The organism is Pseudomonas sp. NFX71 (assembly GCF_048079215.1).
In the GTDB taxonomy this organism is placed as follows: domain Bacteria; phylum Pseudomonadota; class Gammaproteobacteria; order Pseudomonadales; family Pseudomonadaceae; genus Aquipseudomonas; species Aquipseudomonas fluorescens_B.
The window spans coordinates 218,930-243,523 of record NZ_CP182230.1 but is presented as its reverse complement, the minus strand read 5'-3'; the positions used below and the strand labels follow the sequence as shown (position 1 = coordinate 243,523).

24 protein-coding genes and 4 tRNA genes are annotated in these 24,594 nt (G+C 60.3%); 21 read left to right on the top strand and 7 right to left on the bottom strand.

The window, feature by feature from the left end:
- Nucleotides 1-845 precede the first annotated feature (845 nt).
- Complete coding sequence (locus ACM1ZW_RS01160; protein ID WP_416740033.1) at nt 846-1,604, bottom strand: hypothetical protein; 759 nt, start codon at nt 1,602-1,604, stop codon at nt 846-848.
- A gap of 393 nt (nt 1,605-1,997) precedes the next feature.
- On the opposite strand from ACM1ZW_RS01160, the gene ACM1ZW_RS01155 reads away from it, so the two are divergent.
- From ACM1ZW_RS01155 to ACM1ZW_RS01140, 4 genes are all read left to right on the top strand, one after another.
- Nucleotides 1,998-2,073: transfer RNA gene (locus ACM1ZW_RS01155), tRNA-Glu, on the top strand.
- Between the two features lie 4 nt (nt 2,074-2,077).
- Nucleotides 2,078-2,153: transfer RNA gene (locus tag ACM1ZW_RS01150), tRNA-Gly, on the top strand.
- Nucleotides 2,154-2,257: 104 nt separating this feature from the next.
- Nucleotides 2,258-2,333: transfer RNA gene (locus ACM1ZW_RS01145), tRNA-Glu, on the top strand.
- Between the two features lie 3 nt (nt 2,334-2,336).
- Nucleotides 2,337-2,412: transfer RNA gene (locus ACM1ZW_RS01140), tRNA-Gly, on the top strand.
- A 114-nt stretch (nt 2,413-2,526) separates the two neighbouring features.
- Here ACM1ZW_RS01140 and ACM1ZW_RS01135 read toward each other — a convergent pair.
- From ACM1ZW_RS01135 to ACM1ZW_RS01125, 3 genes are all read right to left on the bottom strand, one after another.
- The gene (locus ACM1ZW_RS01135; protein WP_017340140.1) at nt 2,527-3,168 is read right to left on the bottom strand and encodes a LysE family translocator; all 642 of its coding nucleotides are present in this window, start codon (nt 3,166-3,168) and stop codon (nt 2,527-2,529) included.
- Between the two features lies 1 nt (nt 3,169).
- On the bottom strand, nt 3,170-3,940 hold the full coding sequence (locus ACM1ZW_RS01130; protein ID WP_017340139.1) for a 2OG-Fe(II) oxygenase: 771 nt from the start codon (nt 3,938-3,940) through the stop codon (nt 3,170-3,172).
- Between the two features lie 91 nt (nt 3,941-4,031).
- The gene (locus tag ACM1ZW_RS01125; protein WP_416740032.1) at nt 4,032-4,658 is read right to left on the bottom strand and encodes an alanyl-tRNA editing protein; all 627 of its coding nucleotides are present in this window, start codon (nt 4,656-4,658) and stop codon (nt 4,032-4,034) included.
- Between the two features lie 91 nt (nt 4,659-4,749).
- Here ACM1ZW_RS01125 and ACM1ZW_RS01120 point away from each other — a divergent pair, with 91 nt between their 5' ends.
- Nucleotides 4,750-5,748, top strand: coding sequence for a LysR family transcriptional regulator (locus ACM1ZW_RS01120; RefSeq protein ID WP_017340137.1), 999 nt, complete (start codon nt 4,750-4,752; stop codon nt 5,746-5,748).
- Between the two features lie 81 nt (nt 5,749-5,829).
- Here ACM1ZW_RS01120 and ACM1ZW_RS01115 read toward each other — a convergent pair whose 3' ends face one another.
- Both ACM1ZW_RS01115 and ACM1ZW_RS01110 read right to left on the bottom strand, forming a co-directional pair.
- On the bottom strand, nt 5,830-6,237 hold the full coding sequence (locus ACM1ZW_RS01115) for a PA2817 family protein (RefSeq protein WP_017340136.1): 408 nt from the start codon (nt 6,235-6,237) through the stop codon (nt 5,830-5,832).
- Nucleotides 6,238-6,311: 74 nt separating this feature from the next.
- On the bottom strand, nt 6,312-8,759 hold the full coding sequence (locus ACM1ZW_RS01110; RefSeq protein ID WP_414885148.1) for an acyl-CoA dehydrogenase: 2,448 nt from the start codon (nt 8,757-8,759) through the stop codon (nt 6,312-6,314).
- A 244-nt stretch (nt 8,760-9,003) separates the two neighbouring features.
- Between ACM1ZW_RS01110 and ACM1ZW_RS01105 the strand changes: the two genes are divergently transcribed.
- The 4 genes from ACM1ZW_RS01105 to ACM1ZW_RS01090 all read left to right on the top strand — a co-directional run bounded on the left by ACM1ZW_RS01105 (nt 9,004) and on the right by ACM1ZW_RS01090 (nt 12,172).
- Entirely contained in the window at nt 9,004-9,663 is a 660-nt protein-coding gene (locus ACM1ZW_RS01105) for a transglutaminase-like domain-containing protein (RefSeq protein ID WP_017340134.1), read from the top strand.
- 43 nt (nt 9,664-9,706) lie between these two features.
- The gene (locus ACM1ZW_RS01100; protein ID WP_414878046.1) at nt 9,707-10,330 is read left to right on the top strand and encodes a glutathione S-transferase family protein; all 624 of its coding nucleotides are present in this window, start codon (nt 9,707-9,709) and stop codon (nt 10,328-10,330) included.
- Between the two features lie 133 nt (nt 10,331-10,463).
- Nucleotides 10,464-11,396: an ABC transporter ATP-binding protein gene (locus ACM1ZW_RS01095; protein ID WP_017340132.1), complete on the top strand. Its 933-nt coding sequence runs from the start codon at nt 10,464-10,466 to the stop codon at nt 11,394-11,396.
- Nucleotides 11,393-12,172 carry an ABC transporter permease gene (locus ACM1ZW_RS01090; protein WP_008152390.1) on the top strand — a complete coding sequence of 260 codons (780 nt, stop codon included), beginning with the start codon at nt 11,393-11,395 and terminating at the stop codon, nt 12,170-12,172. Before ACM1ZW_RS01095 ends, ACM1ZW_RS01090 begins: the two co-directional genes overlap by 4 nt.
- Nucleotides 12,173-12,356: 184 nt before the next feature.
- Here ACM1ZW_RS01090 and ACM1ZW_RS01085 read toward each other — a convergent pair whose 3' ends face one another.
- Entirely contained in the window at nt 12,357-12,875 is a 519-nt protein-coding gene (locus ACM1ZW_RS01085; protein WP_017340131.1) for a DUF2062 domain-containing protein, read from the bottom strand.
- Between the two features lie 136 nt (nt 12,876-13,011).
- Between ACM1ZW_RS01085 and ACM1ZW_RS01080 the strand changes: the two genes are divergently transcribed.
- The 12 genes from ACM1ZW_RS01080 (at nt 13,012) to ACM1ZW_RS01025 (ending at nt 24,470) form a co-directional block, all read left to right on the top strand.
- Nucleotides 13,012-15,234 carry a DNA internalization-related competence protein ComEC/Rec2 gene (locus ACM1ZW_RS01080; RefSeq protein WP_416740031.1) on the top strand — a complete coding sequence of 741 codons (2,223 nt, stop codon included), beginning with the start codon at nt 13,012-13,014 and terminating at the stop codon, nt 15,232-15,234.
- A gap of 98 nt (nt 15,235-15,332) precedes the next feature.
- Nucleotides 15,333-15,971: a MotA/TolQ/ExbB proton channel family protein gene (locus ACM1ZW_RS01075; RefSeq protein WP_017340129.1), complete on the top strand. Its 639-nt coding sequence runs from the start codon at nt 15,333-15,335 to the stop codon at nt 15,969-15,971.
- A complete protein-coding gene (locus ACM1ZW_RS01070) occupies nt 15,968-16,399 on the top strand; it encodes an ExbD/TolR family protein (RefSeq protein ID WP_414878048.1) in 432 nt (143 codons plus the stop codon). The genes ACM1ZW_RS01075 and ACM1ZW_RS01070 overlap by 4 nt, the downstream gene beginning before the upstream one ends.
- Nucleotides 16,399-17,409 carry a tetraacyldisaccharide 4'-kinase gene (gene lpxK, locus ACM1ZW_RS01065; RefSeq protein WP_416740030.1) on the top strand — a complete coding sequence of 337 codons (1,011 nt, stop codon included), beginning with the start codon at nt 16,399-16,401 and terminating at the stop codon, nt 17,407-17,409. The genes ACM1ZW_RS01070 and lpxK overlap by 1 nt, the downstream gene beginning before the upstream one ends.
- Before the next feature lie 24 nt (nt 17,410-17,433).
- Nucleotides 17,434-17,619, top strand: a complete 186-nt coding sequence (locus tag ACM1ZW_RS01060) for a Trm112 family protein (protein WP_007945752.1) — start codon at nt 17,434-17,436, stop codon at nt 17,617-17,619.
- A complete protein-coding gene (kdsB, locus tag ACM1ZW_RS01055; RefSeq protein ID WP_416740029.1) occupies nt 17,616-18,380 on the top strand; it encodes a 3-deoxy-manno-octulosonate cytidylyltransferase in 765 nt (254 codons plus the stop codon). Before ACM1ZW_RS01060 ends, kdsB begins: the two co-directional genes overlap by 4 nt.
- The gene (locus ACM1ZW_RS01050; protein WP_017340125.1) at nt 18,380-18,844 is read left to right on the top strand and encodes a low molecular weight protein-tyrosine-phosphatase; all 465 of its coding nucleotides are present in this window, start codon (nt 18,380-18,382) and stop codon (nt 18,842-18,844) included. Before kdsB ends, ACM1ZW_RS01050 begins: the two co-directional genes overlap by 1 nt.
- On the top strand, nt 18,841-19,860 hold the full coding sequence (murB, locus tag ACM1ZW_RS01045; protein WP_416740028.1) for a UDP-N-acetylmuramate dehydrogenase: 1,020 nt from the start codon (nt 18,841-18,843) through the stop codon (nt 19,858-19,860). Before ACM1ZW_RS01050 ends, murB begins: the two co-directional genes overlap by 4 nt.
- A 245-nt stretch (nt 19,861-20,105) precedes the next feature.
- Complete coding sequence (locus ACM1ZW_RS01040; RefSeq protein WP_017340123.1) at nt 20,106-20,576, top strand: (2Fe-2S)-binding protein; 471 nt, start codon at nt 20,106-20,108, stop codon at nt 20,574-20,576.
- Nucleotides 20,573-22,894 carry a molybdopterin cofactor-binding domain-containing protein gene (locus ACM1ZW_RS01035; protein ID WP_416740027.1) on the top strand — a complete coding sequence of 774 codons (2,322 nt, stop codon included), beginning with the start codon at nt 20,573-20,575 and terminating at the stop codon, nt 22,892-22,894. The genes ACM1ZW_RS01040 and ACM1ZW_RS01035 overlap by 4 nt, the downstream gene beginning before the upstream one ends.
- Nucleotides 22,894-23,877, top strand: coding sequence for an XdhC family protein (locus ACM1ZW_RS01030; RefSeq protein ID WP_017340121.1), 984 nt, complete (start codon nt 22,894-22,896; stop codon nt 23,875-23,877). Before ACM1ZW_RS01035 ends, ACM1ZW_RS01030 begins: the two co-directional genes overlap by 1 nt.
- The gene (locus tag ACM1ZW_RS01025; RefSeq protein ID WP_416740026.1) at nt 23,874-24,470 is read left to right on the top strand and encodes a nucleotidyltransferase family protein; all 597 of its coding nucleotides are present in this window, start codon (nt 23,874-23,876) and stop codon (nt 24,468-24,470) included. The genes ACM1ZW_RS01030 and ACM1ZW_RS01025 overlap by 4 nt, the downstream gene beginning before the upstream one ends.
- Nucleotides 24,471-24,594 lie beyond the last annotated feature (124 nt).

Sequence of the window (24,594 nt, the reverse complement as noted above, 5' to 3'; positions counted from 1 at the left end):
TGCGGTAACGGCGGCTGGCGGTTTCGCCCTTACGGCGACTCACTTTTGCAGACGCCCAAAAGTAAGCAAAACGCTTCGCCCCGGCGTCCGGCCCCTCGCTTAGGCTCGGCGTTCCTTCGCTCCGGTCCTGCTCCGTGGGCCCGCCGCGATCGGCCATCCATGGCCGTGCGCGGCTAACCCGGCATCCATGCCGGGTTGCCCACTGCGCAGAACCTCCGCTCAGCCTCCCGAAGGGGCGGTCAGATCAAAAGCGCAAGGCGAGCTAACGCTCGGCCTCGTGGTTTGGTGGGTGTGCGTCGATCTGCTCTTGTAGGCGCTGAGTTTGCCAGCGAAGGCGGCCTGACAGCCGACCTGATTTTCGTGGGTCTCCTCGACCCTGTGGGAGCTGGCCTGCCAGCGATGGCGGCCTGCCAGCCGACCCGTTCTCGCGGATGTACCAAAATCCCTGTGGGAGCTGGCCTGCCAGCGATGGCGGCCTACCAGCCGACCCGTTCTCGCGGATGTACCAAAATCCCTGTGGGAGCTGGCCTGCCAGCGAAGGCGGCCTGCCAGCCGACCCGTTCTCGCGGATGTACCAAAACCCCTGTGGGAGCTGGCTGCCAGCGAAGGCGGCCTGACAGCCGACCCGTTCTCGCAGATGTACCAAAATCCCTGTGGGAGCTGGCCTGCCAGCGAAGGCGGCCTGACAGCCGACCCGTTCTCGCGGATGCACCAAAATCCTGCGGGAGCTGGCCTGCCGGCGATGGCGGCCTGACAGCCGATCATTTTTTATCGAATGTAATTACCCATCAAACTCAACGCAAAAAAAACCACCTCTTCAGGTGGTTTCTTCAAAACAGTTCCGATCAGTCGTAAATCACTTTCTTCTTCCAGTCCGCATCCGCCTCGACGTCTTTGAGGCCTTCGGTCAGTTGGTTCACTTCGCCTTCAACCGGTGCAATGTTGTCCATGACTTGTGCGTTGGCACGGGCCAGGAGTTTTTCCAGGTATTCGAGCTGTTCGGCGTAGATCTGCGGTTCCTGCTGTTTACGCAGGTACTGCACGCCGCGTTCGAAGGCCAGGCGAGCCTGGCCAGGCTGGTTCTGCTGCAGGGAATGCTGGCCGAGGTTGTTGAAGAATTCGATGTGCAGCAGCACCAGGGTGTGGCGAACTTCGCGGATCCAGCGTTTGGCTTCGTTGGTTGGCAGGAAGCCATCCTGTGCGGCGCGGGTGATCTGGCCGTGCAGCGCTTCGAGCAGGAAGCGTACGTCCTTGGCTTTGGCTTCGGTCTGGATCGGTGCCGGCGGGTTGTTGACCGGGATCGATTCGCCTTGGGCGACCAAGGTGGTCAGTTCACTGATTCGCACCTTGAGGTTGGCACTGGACTTTTCGAGGTTCAACAGGCGTTGGCAGACGTTCAGCTCAAGACGGGTCAGCAGCAGCTTGAGAGCCGGTGTCATCAGCTGGCCGGGAAAGGTCTCGGTGATTTCGCCGCAGCGACGCAGGCGGTCGTTGAGTTCAACCTTGGTGCGGGCCCTTTCCAGTTTATTGTTTTCCACCACATGGTTCATGTACCCAATGGCGATCAATAGTGCGATCCCGGCTACGACTAGCAGGGTGATCATGAGTGGTGTCACCGGTAAGACCTCTTTATGGGATTCGCGTGCGAGTGTAGTGGCTTGGCTTGGGGGCGCATAGGGCCGCTCGACGGGTTGGATCGAACATCCTTCAGTCTGTATCGACCGCAACGCTGCTTATATAAGTAATAGCGTGTGAGGTGCACATTGCCATCATCTGCTACGTGGGTGGACTATAACGTCTTGGCGGGTGTCAGAATATAGGCGTCAAACCCCGGGCGAGCAAAAAGCCGTATTCACCGCTCAAAGCAGGGCGAAGTCATTGATTTAAATAAATTTATATCTGGGGGTTGACGACCCTTCAATCCATCCATAGAATGCGCGCCACTTACAGCGTAAAGCACACAGCGAAACGCGGTAGGGAGTGAATGTTGTACGTGTGTCCCCTTCGTCTAGTGGCCTAGGACACCGCCCTTTCACGGCGGTAACAGGGGTTCGAGTCCCCTAGGGGACGCCAATATGCGGGAATAGCTCAGTTGGTAGAGCACGACCTTGCCAAGGTCGGGGTCGCGAGTTCGAGTCTCGTTTCCCGCTCCAATTTTAAACAGCGTTGCTTTCGGGCAGGGCTGAGTGAAACCAGAACCAAGTCTTCGGATACGGCTCTGGGCACCGAAACACACACCATGTGTTCCGGGCAGCGTGTCCCCTTCGTCTAGTGGCCTAGGACACCGCCCTTTCACGGCGGTAACAGGGGTTCGAGTCCCCTAGGGGACGCCATTTGCGGGAATAGCTCAGTTGGTAGAGCACGACCTTGCCAAGGTCGGGGTCGCGAGTTCGAGTCTCGTTTCCCGCTCCAAATTCACAAAAACGCCGCTCATTGAGCGGCGTTTTTGTTTGTGCGCGATGTGTATCCGAGCCAGAAAATAAGGCCCGCCAGTCAGACTGAGCGGGCCTTTTTCATGGGCGGTCCTTACATCGACAGAATCAGGCGCCCGGCGAACAGAATCAGAATCACCCCCATGGTCCGTTCGAACCAGTGCCCCATGCGCATGAACAGCACGCGCACCCGGACGCTGGAAAAAAACAGCGCGACGATCACAAACCACAACGCGTTCACGAAACACATCCAGACGCCGTAGAGCGCTTGAATGTTGAGCGGTGTCGTGGCACTGATGAGGGTGGTGAAGATCGCCAGGAAAAACAGCGTGGCCTTGGGATTGGTGGCATTCGTCAGGAAGCCGGTGGTGAACGCCTTCAGCAGCGTTTGCTCGACCATCGGTTCGTCTGCTTCCTTTTCACCCTCCAGCACCGATTTGGGTTGGCTGCGCAACAGGCTGACGCCGAGATACAGGATGTAGGCGCCACCCACGATCTTGGCCACCGTCAACAGCCAGGGCGTGGTGTGCATCAATGCGCCGACGCCGAGCAGGGTGTAAAGCACATGCACGGAAATGCCCGCGCCGATGCCCAGCGCCGTACAGATCCCCACCCCTCGACCGAAACGTACACTTTGGCGGATGGTGACCGCAAAGTCCGGCCCAGGTGCGACCACAGCCAGAAAATGGATAGTCGCCAGCGCCAGAAACTCGCCCAGGTAATTCGAATACTGCATCTCAACTCCAGAACGTAAGGGGTGAAGCATTGCCGCGATAGCCGACAAAGAATGAAAGACTCAAGCGCGGATCGGCCACACCCGGCGTTACCGAGTGCATGCAGCGCGAATTGAACATGATGAAGTCACCCGGCTCGGGGCAGACCTCCAGAGCTGGAGTGCCGAGTAACGCCGGATCGATGCCGTAGCTGTCGCCGCGCATTTCGTCGAACTGGTCCGGGGAAATGTCGTGGTTCCACATCTGCAGCGCGCCGCCCTCGGTGGGCATGTTCAGATAAACATTGCAGGCGAACTGCGCCTCGAGGCTTTTGGCCTGGAAACTGTCCGGGGCGTCCTTGGCGAAAATGTCGTGGTGGGCCAGAAAACACACGCCGGGTTTCACCACCCGGGACAGTCCGACATACATCTTGCGACCGTAGAGGTTTTCCAGATGCGCACCTGCCGGCCAGGACTCATCGAGCATGCAACGCAAGGTGTCGACCGGCGACGAATAGGGTGCGCATCGGTTGCGTAACTCCGCGATGTTGCGTGTGGCGCGCTCGAAATAATCCTCGATCAGCAGTGGCTGGTTTTCCGCTTCATAAAACGCCATGCCAATTCGACCGATGCTCGGCGCGTTGATATAGCCTTCAAAGCCGGGCGCGAGAATCTTGTCGCCGATCTGTATCGCCAGCGGCGGGGCCAGGAAGCCTTTGACCCGGATGGCGAGGACTTCTTCGTTGGCCAGTTTTTTTATGCACGTCTCATCGAGACGCTCGACGTCAAGCATCATGGTTCAGGTCCATCTATCGGATAGTCAACGGAACCTGCGAGTGCAGGCTCCCCGGCGCCGGGCGAGGCCGTGTCCGGCATCGCCCTGTTGCTCAATCCACGCTGTAGTGGACTGACAGCGTTCCTTTCTTCTGCGAAACAGAAGCGATCGTGACCGTGCCCAAATCCTTCAGGCTACGTACATGGGTGCCGCCACAGCCGTAGGCGGGCAATTCACCGAAACCGATTTCCCGGGCGCCTTCGCGCAGCGATGTCAGGCGCGGCAGGTCGTGGGCGATCCACTGTTCAATACCGAACCCCACGGTTTGGGCATCGACTTCCTGTGCGGAGTCCGTCGGTTTGAACTGCACACGTCCTTCCCCCGGCCAGTGATGAGCCTTGATCGGCATCCAGCCCATGGCTTGTACGAAATGGCCGATAAGATGGCCGGCGGAATGCATTCGCGTATTGAACTGACGACGTGGCTCATCAACGCGAATCTGGATCATGCCGAGAGGTGCGGGACGGTCGACGAAGTGAATGATCCGGTCCGGATCCTGCACCACGCGCAACACCTGGCTGTCGCCGATCCAGCCGGTGTCAAACGGCTGCCCGCCGCCTTGAGGGTGAAACAGTGTTGCGCGCAGCTCCACGGCGAACTCGTTCTCGTGAGGCGTACATTCCAGTACTTCCACGTTGGCCTTGAGGTCATCACTATGGAAAAAGAGGCGAAGCGTCATATTCCATGCCCTCATTAAAGATTCTGTTTTTTATTATATGAAGCGTGGAATTGCGTGATAATCCGTTCAAACATCAAAGGACTGTTGCACTGTGAGCACAAATCTTCCACTGCCGTTGCTGGGTGAAATGGCGATTTTCGTCAAGGTTGTCGAGACCGGAAGCTTCTCCGAAGCAGCGCGTCAGTTGGGCTCTTCTCCGTCGGCGGTCAGTCGCAGCATTTCGCGTCTGGAAAAGGCGCTCGCCACGCGTTTGTTGCAACGCACCACGCGTAAGCTGCGGCTCAGCGACGGTGGCGAGGAAGTCTTCAAGCGCTGCCAGGAGATGGTCAGCGCGGCCAAATCGGTAATGGAAATCAGTGGTCAGTTCACCCATGAAGCGGAAGGACTGGTGCGCGTCAGCGTGCCCAAAGCCGTAGGGCGTTTCGTGATTCACCCGCATATGCCGGAGTTTCTGCGGCGTTATCCCAAAGTGGATGTGGAACTGTTGCTCGAAGACCGTCAGGTGGATTTGATCGATGACAACGTCGATCTGGCAATCCGTATTACCGACCGTCCGCCGGCTGGCCTGGTGGGGCGGCAATTGCTGACCATCGACCACCTGCTCTGCGCAACGCCGCAGTACCTGGCCGAGCACGGCACGCCGACTCATCCCCACGACTTGCTCAACCACAGCTGCATTTACCTGGGTGAAACGCCGAGTGATGCACGCTGGAAATTCAAGAAAGGCACAAAGGCTGTCACCGTCGGTGTGCGCGGGCGTTATGCCGCCAATCACACCGGCGTGCGGTTGGGCGCGGTGTTGCAGCACATCGGGATTGGCAGTTTGCCGTACTTCACGGCGCGTTATGCGCTGGAGCAGGGCTTGATTGTGCAGGTGCTGCCGGACTGGACGTTTCTGGCGTCATACCACGGCGGTGCGTGGCTGCTGCATTCGCCGACACGTTATTTGCCGCCGAAGCTACGGGTGTTGATCGATTATCTGGTGGAGTGTCTGGAGAAGGAGCCGACGCTGAGCAAACCGGGCAAGCCTGGTGCGCTGGGTAAGGTTGCAGCGGAGTATGAGTTGCCGGAGAGTGATGGGTTGCTTTAAAGCAAGATCTTTTGATTTTTGTGATCTAAAAAAAGGCCCGCATGTTCAACCATGCGGGCCTTTTGCATTTCTGATCAGCAATCAGTGCTTGCTGTCATTGTTCGACATTGCCAGCAATTGCTTTTCCTGATTCCAGTCGAACGGTTCATCGTTCTGTTCCGCTTCGAAGCGACGCTCTTCCAGCGCCTGATACAAGTCGATTTCATCATCGGGCATGTAATGCAGGCAGTCACCGGCGAAGTACCACAGCAGGTCGCGTGGGACGAGGTGGGCGATTTGCGGGTAGCGGGTAATCACCTGACACAGGATGTCCTGGCCCAGGTATTGGCTTTCGATCGGGTCGACCGGCAGCAACGCACGCAGTTCGTCGAAGCGCTCCAGGAACAAGGCATGGCTTTCTTCGGGAACCTGTTCGGCCTCACCCACGGCGACCAGGATGCTACGCAAGTGGTCAAGCAAGACGAGATGATCGGCAACGACGTTGGACACGAGATAAGTCCTCAAGAGCAAAACGGGCGCGGGAGTATAAAGCGCCCGCGCACCTTTTTACATGACTGGCTGGATCAGCGGACTTTTCCTGCCGCCAGCGTCAGCTCCTCTTTGTCGAAATCATCGACATCGATCACCTTGCGCCGCGCCACTTCCGCCTCACGCAGTTTTTGCGCCTCCACGGGTTGCAACACGCCAGCCTCCAGCGCGGCATCGATGACGTTTTCCCCGGCAACCGGTTTGACCTGACCGCTTTTGAGCGCCACATGCAGTTTTTTCTGCACGGCCTGTGCCGCGTCCAGCAGGTCGCAGGCGTGTTGCAGGGCACCCACGGCGTCATCCGCCGATTGCGGACGGAAACAACCACCGAGCAATTCTTCGAGGGTCGGATCGCCCTTGGCCCGGCCAATCACTGCGGCCACTTCGGCGCCGAGTTTGTCCGACGGTCCTTTATGGCGGCGACCGAACGGAAACACGATCACCCGCAACAGGCAGCCCAGCACCTTGTTCGGGAAATTGGTCAGCAACTCATCCAGTGCCCGTTCCGACTGACCAAGGCTTTCTTCCATGGCCCAGGTGAACAGGGGCGCCATGTGCCCGGGTGAATCAAGGTCGTGATAGCGCTTGAGTGCGGCGGAAGCGAGGTACAGGTTGCTGAGCACATCTCCCAGACGCGCCGACAGGCGTTCGCGACGTTTGAGTTCACCGCCGAGCAACATCATGCTCAAGTCGGCGAGCATGGCAAACGCAGCGGCCTGCCGGTTGAGCGCACGGAAGTAACCCTGGCTGAGCTTGTCTCCCGGAGCATGTTCGAAGTGACCGAAACCCAGGTTCAGCACCAGCGTGCTGGCCGCATTGCTCACGGCAAAACCGATGTGCTGGAGCAGCAGGCCATCGAACTCGATGAGGGCTTGATCCTTGTCTTCACGCCCGGCGAGGGCCATTTCTTTCAGGACGAAGGGATGGCAACGAATCGCGCCCTGGCCGAAGATCATCAGGTTGCGCGAGAGGATGTTCGCGCCTTCCACGGTGATGAAGATCGGCGCGCCATTCCAGCTGCGGCCAAGGTAATTGTTTGGCCCCATGATGATCGCCTTGCCGCCATGAACGTCCATGGCGTGGCTGATGCATTCGCGACCGCGCTCGGTGAGGTGATATTTGAGAATCGCCGACAACACCGACGGTTTCTCGCCCAGGTCCACCGCATTGGCGGTGAGCATCCGCGCCGCGTCCATCATCCAGGCATTGCCGCCGATGCGCGCCATGGCTTCCTGAATACCCTCGAACGCCGATAATGGCACATTGAACTGCTCACGAATCTGCGCGTACTGACCGGTCACCAGGCTGGTGAACTTCGCCGCGCCGGTGCCGACGGCGGGCAACGAAATCGAGCGCCCGACCGACAGGCAGTTCATCAGCATCATCCAGCCTTTGCCAAGCATCTCCTGGCCACCGATGAGGAAATCCAGCGGAATGAACACGTCCTTGCCGGAATTCGGGCCGTTCATGAAGGCTGCGCCCAGTGGCAAGTGACGACGGCCGATTTCAACACCGGCGGTATCGGTCGGGACCAGCGCCAGGCTGATGCCCAGGTCTTCTTCATCGCCCAGCAGGTGATCCGGGTCGTACGCCTTGAATGCCAGGCCGAGGAGGGTGGCCACGGGGCCGAGGGTGATGTAACGCTTTTCCCAGTTCAGGCGCAGACCGAGGGTTTCCTTGCCTTCCCATTCGCCTTTGCAGATCACTCCGGTGTCGGGCATCGAACCGGCATCGGAGCCGGCCAGTGGCCCGGTCAATGCGAAGCACGGAATGTCATCGCCGCGTGCCAGACGTGGCAGGTAATGGTTGCGTTGTTCGTCGGTACCGTAATGCAGCAACAGCTCGGCCGGGCCGAGGGAGTTGGGGACCATCACGGTGGACGCAAGGTCACCGCTGCGGGTGGCCAGTTTCATGGCCACCTGGGAGTGTGCGTAGGCAGAAAAACCCTTGCCGCCGTATTCCTTGGGAATGATCAGGGCGAAGAAACCGTTTTCCTTGATGTGGGCCCAGGCTTCGGCAGGCAGGTCCATGTCTTGCCCGATCTGCCAGTCGCTGACCATCGCGCAGAGTTCATCGGTCGGGCCATCGATGAAGGCCTGTTCCTCTTCAGTCAGTTGAGCTTTTGGATAGGACAGCAGTTTGTCCCAGTCCGGCCGGCCGCTGAACAGCTCGCCGTCCCACCAGACCGTGCCGGCGTCGATGGCATCGCGCTCGGTTTCCGACATCGGCGGCAGGGTTTTCTCGAACCAGCTGAACAGCGGCGCGCTGAAGTATTTACGGCGCAGGTCGGGCAGCAACAAGGGCACCGCGACAGCCGCGATCAACACCCACAGCACCAGCAGTAACCAGCCTGGCGCGCGGCTGAAGGCGCCCATCGCCACCACATAAACGGCGACGATGCACAGGGCGGGCAGCGGGGCGATACGGCGGTGGGCTAAATACGCAATCCCGACAACCAGAACCAGTATCCACAACAGCAGCATATTTAATCCTCCGTGAAACAAGGGCAAAAACAACCTTCAGAGCTTAGACGGCATCCGCAAAACAGGGTGGTCAGAGCGATGTGATTGAAATCGTGGGAAACTTCGATGAGCTTTGCAGGACCGGTTGGTACCGGCCCGGATCGTTCGTTGGGCGGGCGGCTAAGCGTCCATGTTTGGCCGAAACGTCGTTATCTCTGTGCTGAACCTGTCGTTAGACTCGTGGCTTCCCCAGGAGATTGTTCTCATGCACGAGTATCTGCGTCCCGGCCGCTTCATCGATAGTGACCACCTGTCGGTGGTGGAGTTCGCCGAAAAACATCGTGGCAGTCACCGCGACCCCCTCGAGCAGGCGATCAATCTTTATTACGCGGTGCGCGAGGCCGTACGTTACAACCCCTATACGTTCAGCCGCGATCCAGACACCTTGCGTGGCAGTTATGCGCTGGAGGCCGGTGAAAGTTATTGCGTGCCCAAAGCCACGCTGCTGGCCGGTGCGGCCCGGCACTGCGGGATTCCCGCGCGGATCGGTCTGGCAGATGTGCGCAATCATTTGTCGACCCCGCGTTTGCTGGAATTGCTCAAGAGCGACGTGTTCGCCATGCATGGTTATACAGAGTTGTACCTGAACGATCGCTGGGTCAAAGCTACGCCGGCGTTCAACCAGAAGCTCTGCGAACTGTTCAACGTGGCGCCGCTGGAATTCGACGGGATCAACGACAGTGTTTTCCACCCCTTCAATCGCGACGGCGAGCAATTGATGGAATACCTGATCGATCACGGCCAGTTCACCGACGTGCCGGAAACGTTCTTTTTCGAGCACCTGGAAAAGTGCTACCCGCATCTGTTCAGCGAACAGCTGCCGCCGCTGCTGGGTGACATGCAGAGCGATTTGAGTCGCGCCTGATCCGGCGTATGCTGCCTGCGCATTCATCCATAAAGAGGCGGTCATGCTGAAAATCTGGGGTCGGAAAAATTCGTCGAATGTCAGAAAACCTTTGTGGGCCGCCGAGGAACTGGGCCTGGCCTATGAGGCCATCGATGCGGGCGGCGCCTTTGGGGTCGTCGACACGCCGGAGTACCGCGCGATGAACCCCAATGGCCGTGTGCCGGTCATCGAGGACGACGGTTTCGTGCTGTGGGAATCCAACGCCATCGTTCGTTACCTGATGGCTCTGCACGCCAGCGGCACTGCCTGGTACCCGGAAAATCTCCAAGCCCGCGCTACAGCTGACAAATGGATGGACTGGACCACTTCAAGTTTTGCCGGCCCGTTTCGTACTGTGTTCTGGGGTGTCTTGCGCACGCCGGAAGACCAGCAGGACTGGCCGTCAATCAACGCCGCTATCAAAGAGTGCGAAGGTTTGCTGGCGATGGCCGATCAGGCACTGGCGGCCAAACCGTACTTGTCAGGCGATGAAATCGGCATGGGCGACATTCCTCTCGGCAGCTTCATTTATGCCTGGTTCGAGATGCCGATCGAGCGTGCGTCACAGCCTCATCTGGAGGCCTGGTATGCGCGACTGAAGCAGCGTCCGGCGTACAGGAAAGCCGTCATGACCGCGTTGACTTAATACTCACTATCGACACGCTTGACTGTACTTGTGTGGCGGTGACAAGCACCATTGCGCTCATGCGCCGCGGTTGCATTGTTCGCCGCCCGCCCTTATTGATCCCTTTCTTCCCTTCTTGGTGCATAAATCCGATATGAGTTCCGCTCTGTCCATCCGGCAGCTAACCAAAACCTACGGCAACGGTTTCCAGGCCCTGAGTGGTATCGATCTGGACGTCGCCGAAGGTGACTTTTTCGCTTTGCTCGGCCCGAACGGCGCCGGCAAATCCACGACCATCGGCATTCTTTCGACCCTGGTGAACAAGACCAGCGGCACGGTGAACGTCTTCGGTCACGACCTGGACAAAGAGCCGGCGGCGCTCAAGCGTTGCATTGGCGTGGTGCCCCAGGAATTCAACTTCAACCAGTTCGAAAAAACATTCGACATCGTCGTGACCCAGGCGGGTTACTACGGCATCCCGCCGAAAATCGCCAAGGAACGCGCCGAACAGTACCTGACCCAGCTCGGGCTGTGGGACAAGCGCGATGTGCCATCGCGTTCGCTGTCCGGTGGCATGAAGCGTCGACTGATGATCGCCCGCGCGCTGGTTCACGAACCGCGCCTGCTGATCCTCGACGAACCGACGGCGGGGGTGGATATCGAACTGCGCCGTTCGATGTGGACGTTCCTGACAGAGCTGAACCAGAAGGGCATCACCATCATCCTCACCACGCACTATCTGGAAGAGGCTGAGCAGTTGTGCCGCAATATCGGCATCATCGATCACGGCACCATCGTCGAGAACACCAGCATGAAACAGCTGCTCGGCCAGTTGCATGTGGAAACCTTCCTGCTCGACACGAAAAACACATTGAGCGTTGCGCCGCAGTTGCTGGGTTACCCGACCCGGTTGCTCGACGCTCATACCCTTGAGGTCCAGGTCGACAAGTCCATGGGCATCACCGCGCTGTTCACTCAACTGGCGCAGCAGAACATCGAAGTGTTGAGCCTGCGTAACAAAACCAATCGCCTCGAGGAGTTGTTCGTGTCCCTGGTGGAGAAAAATCTGTCGAAGGTGGCGGTATGAGTTCGGAGCTGCAACCCAACCTCGTCGCGCTCAATACCATCGTTTACCGTGAGGTCAAACGCTTCACCCGGATCTGGCCGCAGACGCTGCTGCCGCCGGCGATCACGATGGTTTTGTACTTCGTGATCTTCGGTAACCTGATCGGCCGGCAGATCGGTGACATGGGTGGTTTCACCTACATGGAATACATCGTGCCGGGGCTGATCATGATGTCGGTGATCACCAACTCCTATGGCAACGTGGTGTCGAGTTTCTTCGGCAGCAAGTTCCAGCGATCCATCGAGGAGTTGATGGTGTCGCCGGTGTCGCCGCACACGATCCTGATCGGCTACACCCTGGGCGGCGTGCTGCGCGGGTTGATGGTCGGGCTGATCGTGACGCTGTTGTCGCTGTTCTTCACTCAGTTGCAGGTGCATCACCTGGGCGTGACCATTCTGGTGGTGGTGCTGACGGCAACGATCTTCTCTCTCCTGGGGTTCATCAATGCGGTGTTTGCGCGCAATTTTGATGATATTTCGATCATCCCGACGTTTGTGCTGACGCCGCTGACATACCTGGGCGGGGTGTTTTACTCGATCTCGTTGTTGCCGCCGTTCTGGCAGACGGTGTCGTTGGCGAATCCGGTGCTGCATATGGTCAATGCGTTCCGCTACGGGATTCTTGGGGTTTCGGATATCCGGATCAGTGTGGCGATCACGTTCATGCTGGTGGCGACGGTGGTGCTGTATATCGGGTGTGCGCGATTGTTGGTGAGTGGGCGGGGGATGCGTACTTAAGCGTACGTATCCGTTGCTGCGGTAACGGCTGATTACGGTTTCGCCCTTACGGCGAGTCACTTGGAGAAGCGCCAAGTAACCCGCCGTAAAGGCGGAACCAATAGCAGCCATTACCGAAGAAACGGATATGTACCCCAAGCCAGTCCACCAACAAAGGCCTCCCAACGCGGAGGCCTTTTAACATTCATTGCATCCGCTTTTTCTTCCGCCGAGCCCACTGCCGACCCACCCACCACCGCCAATACATCATCACCAGGCAATAGGCGAGGGCGCCCAATACCAGGCCCACCACCACCGAACCCAGCAAAAACGGCTGCCAGAGCGTAGAGAGTTCGCCGCTGATCCATTCCCAGGTCAACTCATCCGGCAAATGACGAGCCGGCACATCCATCAGCCACGCCCCAGTCTGATAGGTACAAAAGAACACCGCTGGCATGGTAATCGGGTTAGTCAGCCACACCAGACTGACAGCAATCGGCATGTTGCCCCGCACGACGATGGCGAGGACGGCCGCCACCAGCATCTGCAATGGAATGGGCAGGAACGCCGCGAACAAACCCACCGCCATGGCCCGCGCGACCGAGTGACGGTTGAGGTGCCAGAGGTTCGGGTCATGCAGCAGAGTGCCGAGAAAGCGTAAGGATTTGTGTTCCCTGATGCTGGTCGGGTCTGGCATGTAACGTTTGAATAAGCGCCGGGGCATAGGGCTTCTCGGTCGGTTAAGGCGGCAAGTATGTCTGGATTCTATGAGCCGCCCATTCAGACTTTGTGACAATTAATAACGATGCGCGTGCCATGAGCCGGCTATGCCTAGGGTGTGGACTCTCAAGGACGGGCTTATGCGCACAGGGATGATGGCGCTGGCGTTGGGTCTGCTGGCCCTGCGTTTTTTGCCGGTGTTACCGCCGGTCTGGTTATGGCTGGTGTTGCCTGTAGTGGGATTGATGGTGCTTCCGTTCCGGACGTATCCAGTGGCTTTTTTCCTGTTCGGCTTCAGTTGGGCGGGCGCGAATGCGCAGTGGGCGCTGGATGATCGACTGTCGGCGAATCTCGATGGCGAAACCCGTTGGGTCGAAGGCTGGGTGACGGGATTACCGCAGAATAATGAAGGTGTTGTGCGTTTCGAGTTGGTGGACGCCCGGTCGCGACAGGCAAAAGTGCCTTCACTGATGCGCCTGGCCTGGTACGACGGATCACCGGTCAACAGTGGCGAACGCTGGCGGCTGGCGGTGAAATTGAAGCGTCCTGCCGGGCTGCTCAATCCCCATGCCTTCGATTACGACGCCTGGCTGCTGGCGCAACGCATCGGTGCAACCGGGACCGTCAAGGATGGCCAGCGTCTTGCCGAAGCCCGGTGGGCCTGGCGTGACGGCATCCGCCAACGCTTGCAAGCCGTGGACGCTCAGGGGCGAACCGGTGCACTGACGGCACTGGTGCTGGGGGATGGCGCCGGGCTTGGTCGCGAGGACTGGCAGGTGTTGCAAGACACCGGCACCGTGCATCTGCTGGTGATTTCCGGGCAGCACGTCGGTCTGCTGGCAGGCGTGGTGTATCTGCTGATCGCCGGGCTGGCTCGCTACGGTATGTGGCCGAATCGCTTGCCGTGGCTGCCATGGGCGTGCGGACTGGCATTCGTCGCTGCCCTTGGTTACGGACTGCTGGCAGGATTCGAAGTACCGGTGCGGCGAGCCTGCGTAATGATCGGGCTGGTGCTGTTGTGGCGCCTGCGATTTCGCCACCTCGGTGCCTGGTGGCCGTTGGTGCTGGCGCTCAACGCAGTGTTGTTGCTGGATCCGCTGGTGAGTCTGCAACCGGGTTTCTGGTTGTCCTTCGCGGCGGTGGCGGTGTTGATCTTCACCTTCGGCGGGCGCCTAGGCCCTTGGCGGTGGTGGCAAACCTGGACCCGTGCCCAATGGCTGATCGCAATCGGCCTGGGCCCGCTGCTGCTGGTGCTGGGACTGCCGATCAGTCTCAGCGGGCCGGTCGCCAATCTGTTTGCAGTGCCCTGGATCAGTTTGCTGGTCTTGCCGCCAGCGTTGCTGGGGACCCTGTTGTTACCGCTGCCTTATGTGGGCGAGGGGTTGCTGTGGCTGGCGGGCGGGTTGATCGACTGGCTGTTCAAGGGCCTTGGGCTGATGGCTGGCCAATTGCCCGCGTGGGTGCCCGTGGCGATTCCATTGGGGACATGGGCATTGGGCTCCCTCGGCGCGTTTCTGTTGTTGATGCCGCGTGGCGTACCGCTGCGCCCGCTGGGTTGGCCGCTGTTGCTGTTGCTGGTTTTTCCACCCCGGCCACTGTTGCCAGAGGGGATCGCCGAAGTCTGGCAACTGGATGTCGGTCAGGGGTTGGCTATCCTGGTGCGGACTCGCCATCACACGCTGTTGTATGACACCGGCCCGCGCTTCGGCGACTTCGACCTCGGCGAGCGAGTGGTGCTGCCCACCTTGCACAAACTGGGCGTGGACGGACTCGACCTGATGTTGCTCAGCCACGCCGATGCCGATCATGCCGGCGGTGCGCGAGCGGTTGCCCTGGGCTTGCCGGTGACGCGAGTGCTCAGCGGCGACCCCGTGGCCTTGCCCGTCGAATTGCACGCCGAGGCCTGCGAGAGTGGCCGGCAATGGACGTGGGACGACGTGAGGTTTCAGCTCTGGCAATGGCCTTCTGCCTCGGACAGCAATCAAAAATCCTGTGTCCTGCAGATCGAAGCCAATGGCGAACGCATGCTGCTGACGGGGGATATCGACAGCGCCGCCGAACGGGCCCTGCTTGACAGTCCGCTGGCCGTGCCCACCGACTGGTTGCAGGCGCCGCACCATGGCAGCCGCAGTTCGTCGTCGATGGCGCTGCTTGCCGCGTTGCAGCCCAAAGCGGTGCTGATCTCGCGCGGCAACGGCAATTCCTTCGGTCATCCGCATCCTACGGTCATGGCCCGTTATAAAAAACGCGGCATGGCGATCCATGACAGCGCCGAGCAAGGCGCCATTCGTCTGCACCTCGGACGCTTCACGCCAGCATGGACAATGCGTCAGGAACGGCGTTTCTGGCGCTCCCTGCCATAACCGCACGTTATTAAAGCCCGACCGGATGCGACATCACGGTCTTCGGTGCGCCACCCCCCTATGTTAGAGTGGCGCACTTTTTCGAGGGGGCTGTCACTGTGTGGGAATTGGTCAAATCCGGCGGCTGGATGATGCTGCCGATCATTCTGAGTTCCATCGCGGCCATGGCGATCGTCGCCGAGCGTCTGTGGACCCTGCGTGCCAGCCGTGTGACCCCGGAGCATCTGCTCGGGCAGGTCTGGGTGTGGATCAAGGACAAGCAACTCAATAAAGAAAAACTCAAGGAACTGCGTGCCAACTCGCCGCTGGGCGAGATTCTGGCGGCGGGCCTGGCCAACTCCAAACATGGTCGCGAGATCATGAAAGAGTGCATCGAAGAAGCCGCCGCGCGGGTGATTCACGAGCTCGAGCGCTACATCAACGCCCTCGGCACCATCGCCGCGATGGCGCCGTTGCTCGGGCTGTTGGGCACGGTGTTGGGCATGATCGATATTTTCAGCGCGTTCATGGGCACGGGCATGGGCACCAACGCTGCGGTGCTGGCCGGTGGTATTTCCAAGGCCTTGATCACCACGGCCGCAGGCCTGATGGTCGGTATCCCGGCGGTATTCTTCCACCGTTTCCTGCAACGCCGCATCGATGAGCTGGTGGTGGGCATGGAGCAGGAAGCGATCAAGTTGGTCGAGGTGGTGCAGGGTGATCGTGACGTGGACCTGGCTGAGGGCAAAAGAGCGTGAAATTCCGCCGCAAACCGCGGGAAACGGTCGACATCAACCTCGCGTCGCTCATCGACGTGGTGTTTATCCTGCTGCTGTTTTTCGTCGTGACCACCACTTTCACCCGTGAAACCCAGTTGCGCGTCGATCTGCCGGAAGCGGTCAGCGGTTCGCCTGCCGAAGACCAGCAGGTCAAACACCTGGATGTCGCCATCAGTGCCGAAGGCGTGTTCTCGGTGAACAATCAGTTGTTGCCGAAAAATGATCTGGCGACCCTGATGGACGCTTTGCAGAAAGAATCCAACGGTGACACCAACCTGCCACTGTCGATCAGTGCGGACGGCAAGACCCAGCATCAATCGGTCATCATCGCCATGGACGCCGCCGGCAAACTCGGTTTCAGTCACCTGCGCATGACCACAGTCGAGGCGGCGCCGCCCGCGCCCTGATGGCCATGTCCGATCGCTTGCTCGCCGCGTGGTACGCCGGTCATCCGGCCCTGAAGCTGTTGCAGCCATTGGAGTGGCTGTATCGCCGCGTGGTCATGAACAAGCGCAAACGCTTTCTGGCGGGTGAGGGCGAAATTTATCAGCCGCCGGTGCCGTTGATCGTGGTCGGCAACATCACCGTGGGCGGTACAGGCAAGACCCCACTGATTCTATGGATGATCCAGCATTGCCAGCGCAGCGGTTTGCGGGTCGGCGTGGTCAGTCGTGGTTATGGCGCCAAACCGCCGCACCTGCCGTGGCGTGTCGAGGCCGAACAAAGCGCCGATGTGGCAGGCGATGAACCGCTGTTGATCGTCCAGCGCACCGGCGTTCCGTTGATGATCGACCCGGATCGCAGCAGCGCGGTCAAAGCGCTGCTGGCGAGCGAGCCGCTGGACCTGATTCTGTCTGATGACGGCATGCAGCATTACCGGCTGGCGCGGGACCTTGAACTGGTGTTGATCGACGCCGCCCGTGGCCTGGGCAACAAACGTTGCCTGCCCGCCGGACCGTTGCGTGAGCCGGTCGAGCGCCTGCAAAGCGTTGACGCCTTGCTGTACAACGGCGCCTCCGATGATCGCCCGGACGGTTTTGCCTTTCAGTTGCAGCCAACCGAACTGGTCAATCTGCGCAGCGGCGAACGGTGCGCCCTCGATCACTTTCCCGCAGGCCAGGCGCTGCACGCCGTGGCCGGGATCGGCAATCCGAAGCGTTTCTTCACGACCCTCGAAACGCTACACTGGCAGCCAGTCCCGCATGCATTTGCCGACCACGCCGAGTACAGCGTGCAGGCCTTGAATTTCACACCGTCATTGCCGTTGGTGATGACCGAAAAGGACGCGGTGAAGTGCCGTGCCTTCGCCGCCGCCGATTGGTGGTACCTGGCGGTCGATGCTGCGCCATCGCCGGCCTTCGTGGCCTGGTTCGATACGCAGCTGATGCGCCTGTTGCCGGCTCGTCTTTTGCCTTAAACCGTTTTTTTCCAGGGAATGCTCATGGACACCAAATTGCTCGACATCCTCGCTTGCCCGGTCTGCAAAGGCCCGCTCAAGCTCAGCGCCGACAAAACCGAGCTGATCAGCAAGGGCGCCGGCCTGGCCTACCCGATTCGCGATGGCATCCCGGTGATGCTCGAAACCGAAGCCCGCACCCTGACCACTGACGAGCGTCTGGATAAATGACCACAGCCTTCACCGTTGTCATTCCATCGCGTTATGCCTCCACCCGCTTGCCGGGTAAACCGCTGTTGCTGATCGCCGGCAAGCCGATGATCCAGCACGTCTGGGAACAGGCGAGCAAAAGCAGCGCCGAGCGCGTGGTGGTTGCCACCGACGATGCGCGCATTGTCGAGGCGTGCAACGCGTTTGGCGCCGAAGTGGTGCTGACCCGCGAAGATCACAACTCCGGCACTGATCGCCTGGCCGAAGTCGCCGCAAAACTCGGCTTGGCGCCTGACGCCATCGTGGTCAACGTTCAGGGCGACGAACCGTTGATCCCGCCGAGCGTGATCGATCAGGTTGCCGCCAACCTGGCCGCCCACAGCGAAGCGCGCATGGCCACATTGGCCGAGCCGATCGAAGACGTTGAAACCCTGTTCAACCCCAACGTGGTCAAGGTCGTCAGCGACCTCGATGGCCTTGCGTTGACATTCAGTCGCGCGACGTTGCCGTGGGCCCGGGACGCGTTCGCGAAAAGTCGCGAGGCGCTGCCGGAAGGCGTGCCGTATCGCCGCCACATCGGCATTTATGCCTACCGCGCCGGTTTCCTGCATGACTTCGTCAGCTGGGGTCCGTGCTGGCTGGAAAATACCGAATCCCTGGAACAGTTGCGTGCTCTGTGGCACGGCGTGCGAATTCACGTCGCCGACGCATTGATCGCGCCGCCTACCGGCGTCGACACCGTCGAAGACCTCGAGCGCGTTCGTCGCCTGCTGGAGGCCTGATGCGGGTTTTGTTCGTCTGTCTGGGCAACATCTGCCGTTCACCGACGGCCGAAGGTGTGCTGCGACATAAATTGCGTGAAGCGGGGCTGGCCGATCAGGTCGAAGTGGCCTCCGCCGGCACCGGCGACTGGCACGTCGGCAGGGCGCCAGACCAGCGCAGCCAGGCGGCGGCCAAACTGCGCGGTTACGACCTGTCAATGCAGCGCGCCCAGCAAGTGACCCGCGCCGATTTCGCCACGTACGATCTGATCCTGGCGATGGACCACAGTAACCTGCACAACCTCAAGTCGATGCAACCGGCCAAAGGCAAGGCCGAGCTGGATCTGTTCCTGCGTCGCTACCAGTCGGATGTCGATGAAGTGCCGGATCCCTACCATGACGGCGACCAGGGGTTCGAGTACGTGCTGGATCTGATCGAGCGCGCGACCGACTTGCTGGTGATCGAATTGAAGGGCCGGTTATGAGTCTGCAGGTTAAACCCCGGGTTTCGCTCAAACCGTTCAATACCTTTGGTGTGGACGTTCAGGCGCGCTTGTTTGCCGAAGCCCGCAGCGATGCCGACGTGCGCGAGGCGCTGGCCTATGCGGCGGAGCATGACGTGCCGCTGCTGGTGATTGGCGGTGGCAGCAATCTGCTGCTGACTGCCGATATCCAGTCGCTGGTGCTGCGCATGGCGACACGCGGGATTCGTATCCTGAGCGACGACGGCAGCAAGGTCGTGATCGAAGCCGAGGCCGGCGAGCCTTGGCATCCGTTCGTGCAACACACGCTGGCACAGGGTCTGTCGGGGCTGGAAAACCTCAGCCTGATCCCCGGCACCGTCGGCGCTGCGCCGATGCAGAACATCGGTGCCTACGGCGTGGAGATCAAGGACGTGTTCGCCGGTCTGACGGCTCTGGATCGCCAGACCGGCGATTTGCGGGACTTCACGCTGGCCGAGTGCAACTTCGCTTATCGCGACAGCTTGTTCAAACAGGAGCCGGGACGCTGGTTGATCCTGCGGGTCCGGTTCGCCCTCGACCGCGCCGCGCCTTTGCATCTGGAATACGGCCCGGTGCGTCAGCGCTTGACCGAGCAAGGCATCGATCACCCGACCGCCACCGACGTCAGCCGCGCAATTTGCAGCATCCGCAATGAAAAACTCCCGGATCCGGCGGTGCTTGGTAATGCCGGCAGCTTCTTCAAGAACCCCTTGGTCTCGGCTGCGCTGGTCGCTCAGCTCAAAGGCGAATACCCGGATCTGGTGGCCTACGCGCAACCCGACGGGCAAATGAAGCTGGCCGCAGGGTGGCTGATCGAACGGGCAGGGTGGAAAGGTTTTCGCGAGGCCGACGCTGGCGTGCATAAATTGCAGGCGCTGGTGCTGGTCAACTACGGGGCTGCGACCGGCCTGCAGTTGTTGAACCTGGCACAACGCATTCAAAAAGACATTTCCGAACGCTTCCACGTGGATCTGGAAATGGAGCCTAATCGGTATTGAGGCTAAGCTTTCAAGAGTCATTTAAAGCCCTGCACATCTTCGATTGTGCAGGGCTTTTTTGTTAATGCTGGGTTAACTTAGCCACCTAACGATGCAAGTATTTGCTTCACCAAAGGCCCGATGCAGACGTTCCTGTTCGCATAAGAGAGCCTCATTAGCCTGAGTCGATCTGCGTGATGCCAACCGCTCATTTCCCAGCGGCAGATTGCTCGACCCCATCACCCTATAAATATGCGGGCGTGCCCATGATTACCCTGAAGCTCAATGGTCAAGACCACTCACTCGATGTCACCGAGGACATGCCGCTGCTCTGGGCTATCCGCGACGTGGCCGGTTATAACGGCACCAAGTTCGGCTGCGGCATGGGCCTGTGCGGCGCCTGCACCATTCATATCGAAGGCGCCCCGGCGCGCAGCTGCATCACGCCGATCGGTTCGGTGATCGGCCAGAACGTCACCACCATCGACAACCTGCACGCGGACCCGGTCGGGCAAATCGTCCAGCAAGCCTGGCTCGATACTGCCGTCGCCCAGTGCGGTTACTGCCAGGGCGGGCAGATCATGTCCGCCACTGCACTGCTCAAGACCAACCCGAACCCAAGCGACGAACAGATCGAAGAGGCGATGGTCGGCAATATTTGCCGCTGCGGCACTTACAACCGTATCAAGACCGCCATCCGCCAGGCATCCACCCACCTGAAGGAGGCCAAGGCATGAGCCAGTTACCGAATGATTTCGCCCTGAGCAACCTCAGTCGCCGTGGCTTTCTCAAAGGCGTCGGTGCCACCAGCGCTCTGGTCATCGCCGCGAGTTGGGGCTGGCAGGACGCCTTTGCTGCCGAGAAAGAAAAGAAATTCGGCGCCGACGGCATGCCCAACGGCTGGATCGATGATCCGAAGGTTTACGTCAGCATCGCCACTGATGGCACGGTGACGGTGGTCTGCAATCGCTCGGAGATGGGCCAGGGCGTGCGCACCAGTCTGACCATGGTGGTGGCCGATGAGCTGGACGCCGACTGGGCGTTGGTGAAAGTACAGCAGGCGCCGGGCGACGAAGTGCGTTTCGGCAACCAGGACACCGACGGTTCACGCAGCATGCGCCACTGGTACGAACCGATGCGCCGTTGCGGTGCCGCCGCGCGAACCATGCTCGAACAAGCCGCCGCCGAGCAGTGGAAAGTCCCGGTTGGCGAATGCCATGCGCAACTGCACAAAGTCATCCACAAACCGACCGGGCGTGAGCTGGGTTACGGCGCGCTGGCCGCGGCTGCCAGTGCGTTGGCGGTACCGGCGCGCGACAGTTTGCGGCTCAAGGAGCCTTCGCAGTTCCGCTACATCGGCAAGGAAGGCACCAAAGCCATCGACGGTGCAGACATCGTGAATGGTCGCGCAATCTATGGCGCCGACGTGCATTTCGACGGCATGCTTTACGCCACCATCGCGCGTCCGTCGGTCTATGGCGGCAAGGTCAAATCCGTGGATGACAGCGCCGCGCTGAAAGTCCCGGGGGTGATCAAGGTCATCCAGATCGAAGGCCGTCCGCTCCCCTCGGAGTTCCAGCCGTTGGGTGGCGTGGCCGTGGTGGCCAGCAACACCTGGGCGGCAATCAAGGGCCGCGACGCGCTTAAAATCGAATGGGACGACGGCCCCAACGCCAGTTACGACTCGATCGCCTACCGTAAGGAAATTGAAGCCGCGTCGCTCAAACCCGGCAAAGTCGTGCGCAATACCGGCAACATCGATGAGGCCATGGGCAGCGCCAACAGTACCCTCGAAGCCTCCTACTATCTGCCGCACCTGACGCAAGCGCCGATGGAACCGATGGTCGCCATCGCACGCTTCAAAGATGGCGTGTGCGAAGCCTGGGCACCGAGCCAGGCGCCGCAGGTCACCCGTGAACGAATCGGCGAGCGCCTGGGCATTCCGTTCGATAACGTCACCTTTAACGTTACCTTGCTTGGCGGTGGTTTCGGTCGCAAGTCCAAGCCGGACTTCATCATCGAAGCGGCGATCCTTGCCAAGGAATTCCCCGGCAAGGCGGTGCGGGTGCAGTGGACGCGTGAAGATGACATCCACTGCTCCTATTTCCACACTGTGTCGGCCGAGTACCTGAAAGCCAGTCTGAACAAGGACGGCCTGCCGTCCGGCTGGCTGCATCGTACTGTGGCGCCGAGCATCACCGCGCTGTTCGCACCGGGCATGAACCACGAGGCCGCTTTCGAGCTGGGCATGGGTTTTACCAACATGGCTTACGCGATTCCCAACGTGCGCCTGGAGAATCCGGAAGCGGCGATTCATACGCGGGTTGGCTGGTATCGCTCGGTGTCGAACATCCCTCATGGCTTTGCGATTCAGAGCTTTGTCGATGAACTGGCGCACAAGGCTGGCCAAGATCCGCTGAAGTACCAGATCAGCTTGCTCGGCCCGGACCGTCAGATCGATCCGCGCACCTTGAGTGAAGAGTGGAACTACGGCGAGTCGCCCGAGCGCTATCCGATCGATACCGGGCGCATGCGCACGGTGCTGGAAACCGCTGCCAAAGCCGCGGGCTGGGGACGGCAGTTGCCGAAGGGTCGAGGCCTGGGGCTGGCGGTGCATTACAGCTTCGTCACCTATGTGGCGGCGGTGATCGAGGTCGAAGTCAAAGACGACGGCACATTGATCGTGCACAAGGCCGATATTGCCGTGGATTGCGGCCCGCAGATCAACCCGGAGCGGATTCGCTCGCAGTTCGAAGGTGCCTGCGTGATGGGCCTGGGCAACGCGGTACTGGGCGAAATCAGCTTCAAGGACGGCAAGGTCCAGCAGGACAACTTCCACATGTACGAAGTGGCGCGCATGTCCCTGGCGCCGAAGGAAGTCGCCGTGCATCTGGTGACGCCACCGGGCAATGTGCCGCTGGGCGGTGTCGGCGAACCGGGCGTGCCGCCGATCGCGCCCGCGCTGTGCAATGCCATCTTTGCCGCCACCGGCAAACGTATCCGCAACCTGCCGGTTCGCTATCAGTTGCAGGGTTGGCAGAAGGCTGAGGCCTGATGGACAGCGTCGATCTGAACGTCCTGCGCAGCGTGCTGGAATGGCGCCGCGCCGGTCAGCGGGTGGTGTTGTACAGCGTGGTCCAGACCTGGGGCACCGCGCCCCGGGCACCTGGCGCCATGCTGGCCTTGCGCGAAGATGGCGTGGTGATCGGTTCGGTGTCCGGCGGGTGTGTCGAGGATGATCTGATTGCCCGGTTGCACGATGGGCGGATTCCGGCTGACGGGCCGCCGGTGCAACTGATCACGTACGGCGTTACCCGCGAGGAGGCCGCACGCTTTGGTTTGCCGTGTGGCGGCACCTTGCGCCTCACCGAGGAACGCGTCGGTGACCCCGCCTGGGTCGCCCAATTGCTGGCGCGTTGCGAGGCCCATGAAATCGTTGCGCGCTCGCTGGATATTGCGACCGGCGAGGTGGTGTTACAGCCGGCGAACAAGAGCGATGTGCTGAGTTTCGACAGTCACACGTTGCGTGCGATCTACGGTCCGCGCTGGCGCTTGTTGCTGATCGGTGCGGGGCAACTGTCCCGCTATGTCGCCGAGATGGCGCGGCTGCTGGATTTCGAAGTGCTGATCTGCGACCCACGCACCGAATTCGTCTACGGCTGGGAAGAACAGCACGGTCGCTTTGTCCCCGGCATGCCCGACGAAGCGGTGTTGAACATCCAGACCGATGAACGCACCGCCATCGTTGCGCTGACCCACGATCCGCGCCTGGATGACATGGCGTTGCTCACGGCCCTCGACTCCCGGGCCTTTTATGTCGGCGCGCTGGGCTCGCGGGTCAACAGCCTGAAGCGCCGGGATAACCTGGCTCAGCTAGGCTTGTCACAAGAGGCCATCGAGCGTTTGCACGGGCCGATCGGTCTCCACATCGGCAGCCATTCCCCGGCGGAAATCGCCTTGTCGTTGCTGGCCGAAATCGTGGCGATCAAGAACGGCGTCGAACTGAAACAAAAGAAGCCGCTGCGGGAGGAGGTATGAGTGAGGCAATCGGCGCCATCGTGTTGGCGGCGGGGCAGGGCGACCGGTTTCGGCAGGTGGCGGGCGCCGACAAGGATAAGCTGTTGGCGGACTGTACGGAACGCGATGGCGCCGTTCGTTCGGTGATCGAGCAGGTGCTGGTGAGTTTGCCAGCCAGCCTTGAGAAGCGCGTTCTGGTCACTACCGCAGACCGCCCGCAAGTGATCCGCTTGGCCAAGGCTTATGGTGTCGAGGTTGTGCTGATCGAATCGACCGGCATGGGCGACAGCATTGCGGCCGGGGTGTCAGCGTGCTCGCAGCTCGATGGCTGGTTGATTGTATTGGGGGATATGCCGTTTATTTTGCCTTCCAGTATCGCGCAGGTGGTGGCGGGGATTGCGGATGACTCTGTCAGTGTGCCGGTGCATCAAGGTGAGTATGGGCATCCGGTGGGCTTCGGTCGCAACTTCGGACCGGGGCTGATGGCGTTGTCCGGTGATCATGGAGCCCGGCCGCTGTTTGCGCAGGGGCGAGTATGGGAAGTGACAGTCGATGATCCCGGTGTGTTGTGGGATGTGGATGTGCCTGAATCACTGATCTTCAAACCTGCATAAATCCCCTGTGGGAGCGAGCCTGCTCGCGATGGCGGTGGGTCAGCTTGCATCAATGTTGAATGTTAAATCGCAATCGCGAGCAGGCTCGCTCCCACAGGGGGCGGTGGATTCGAAGACATAAAAA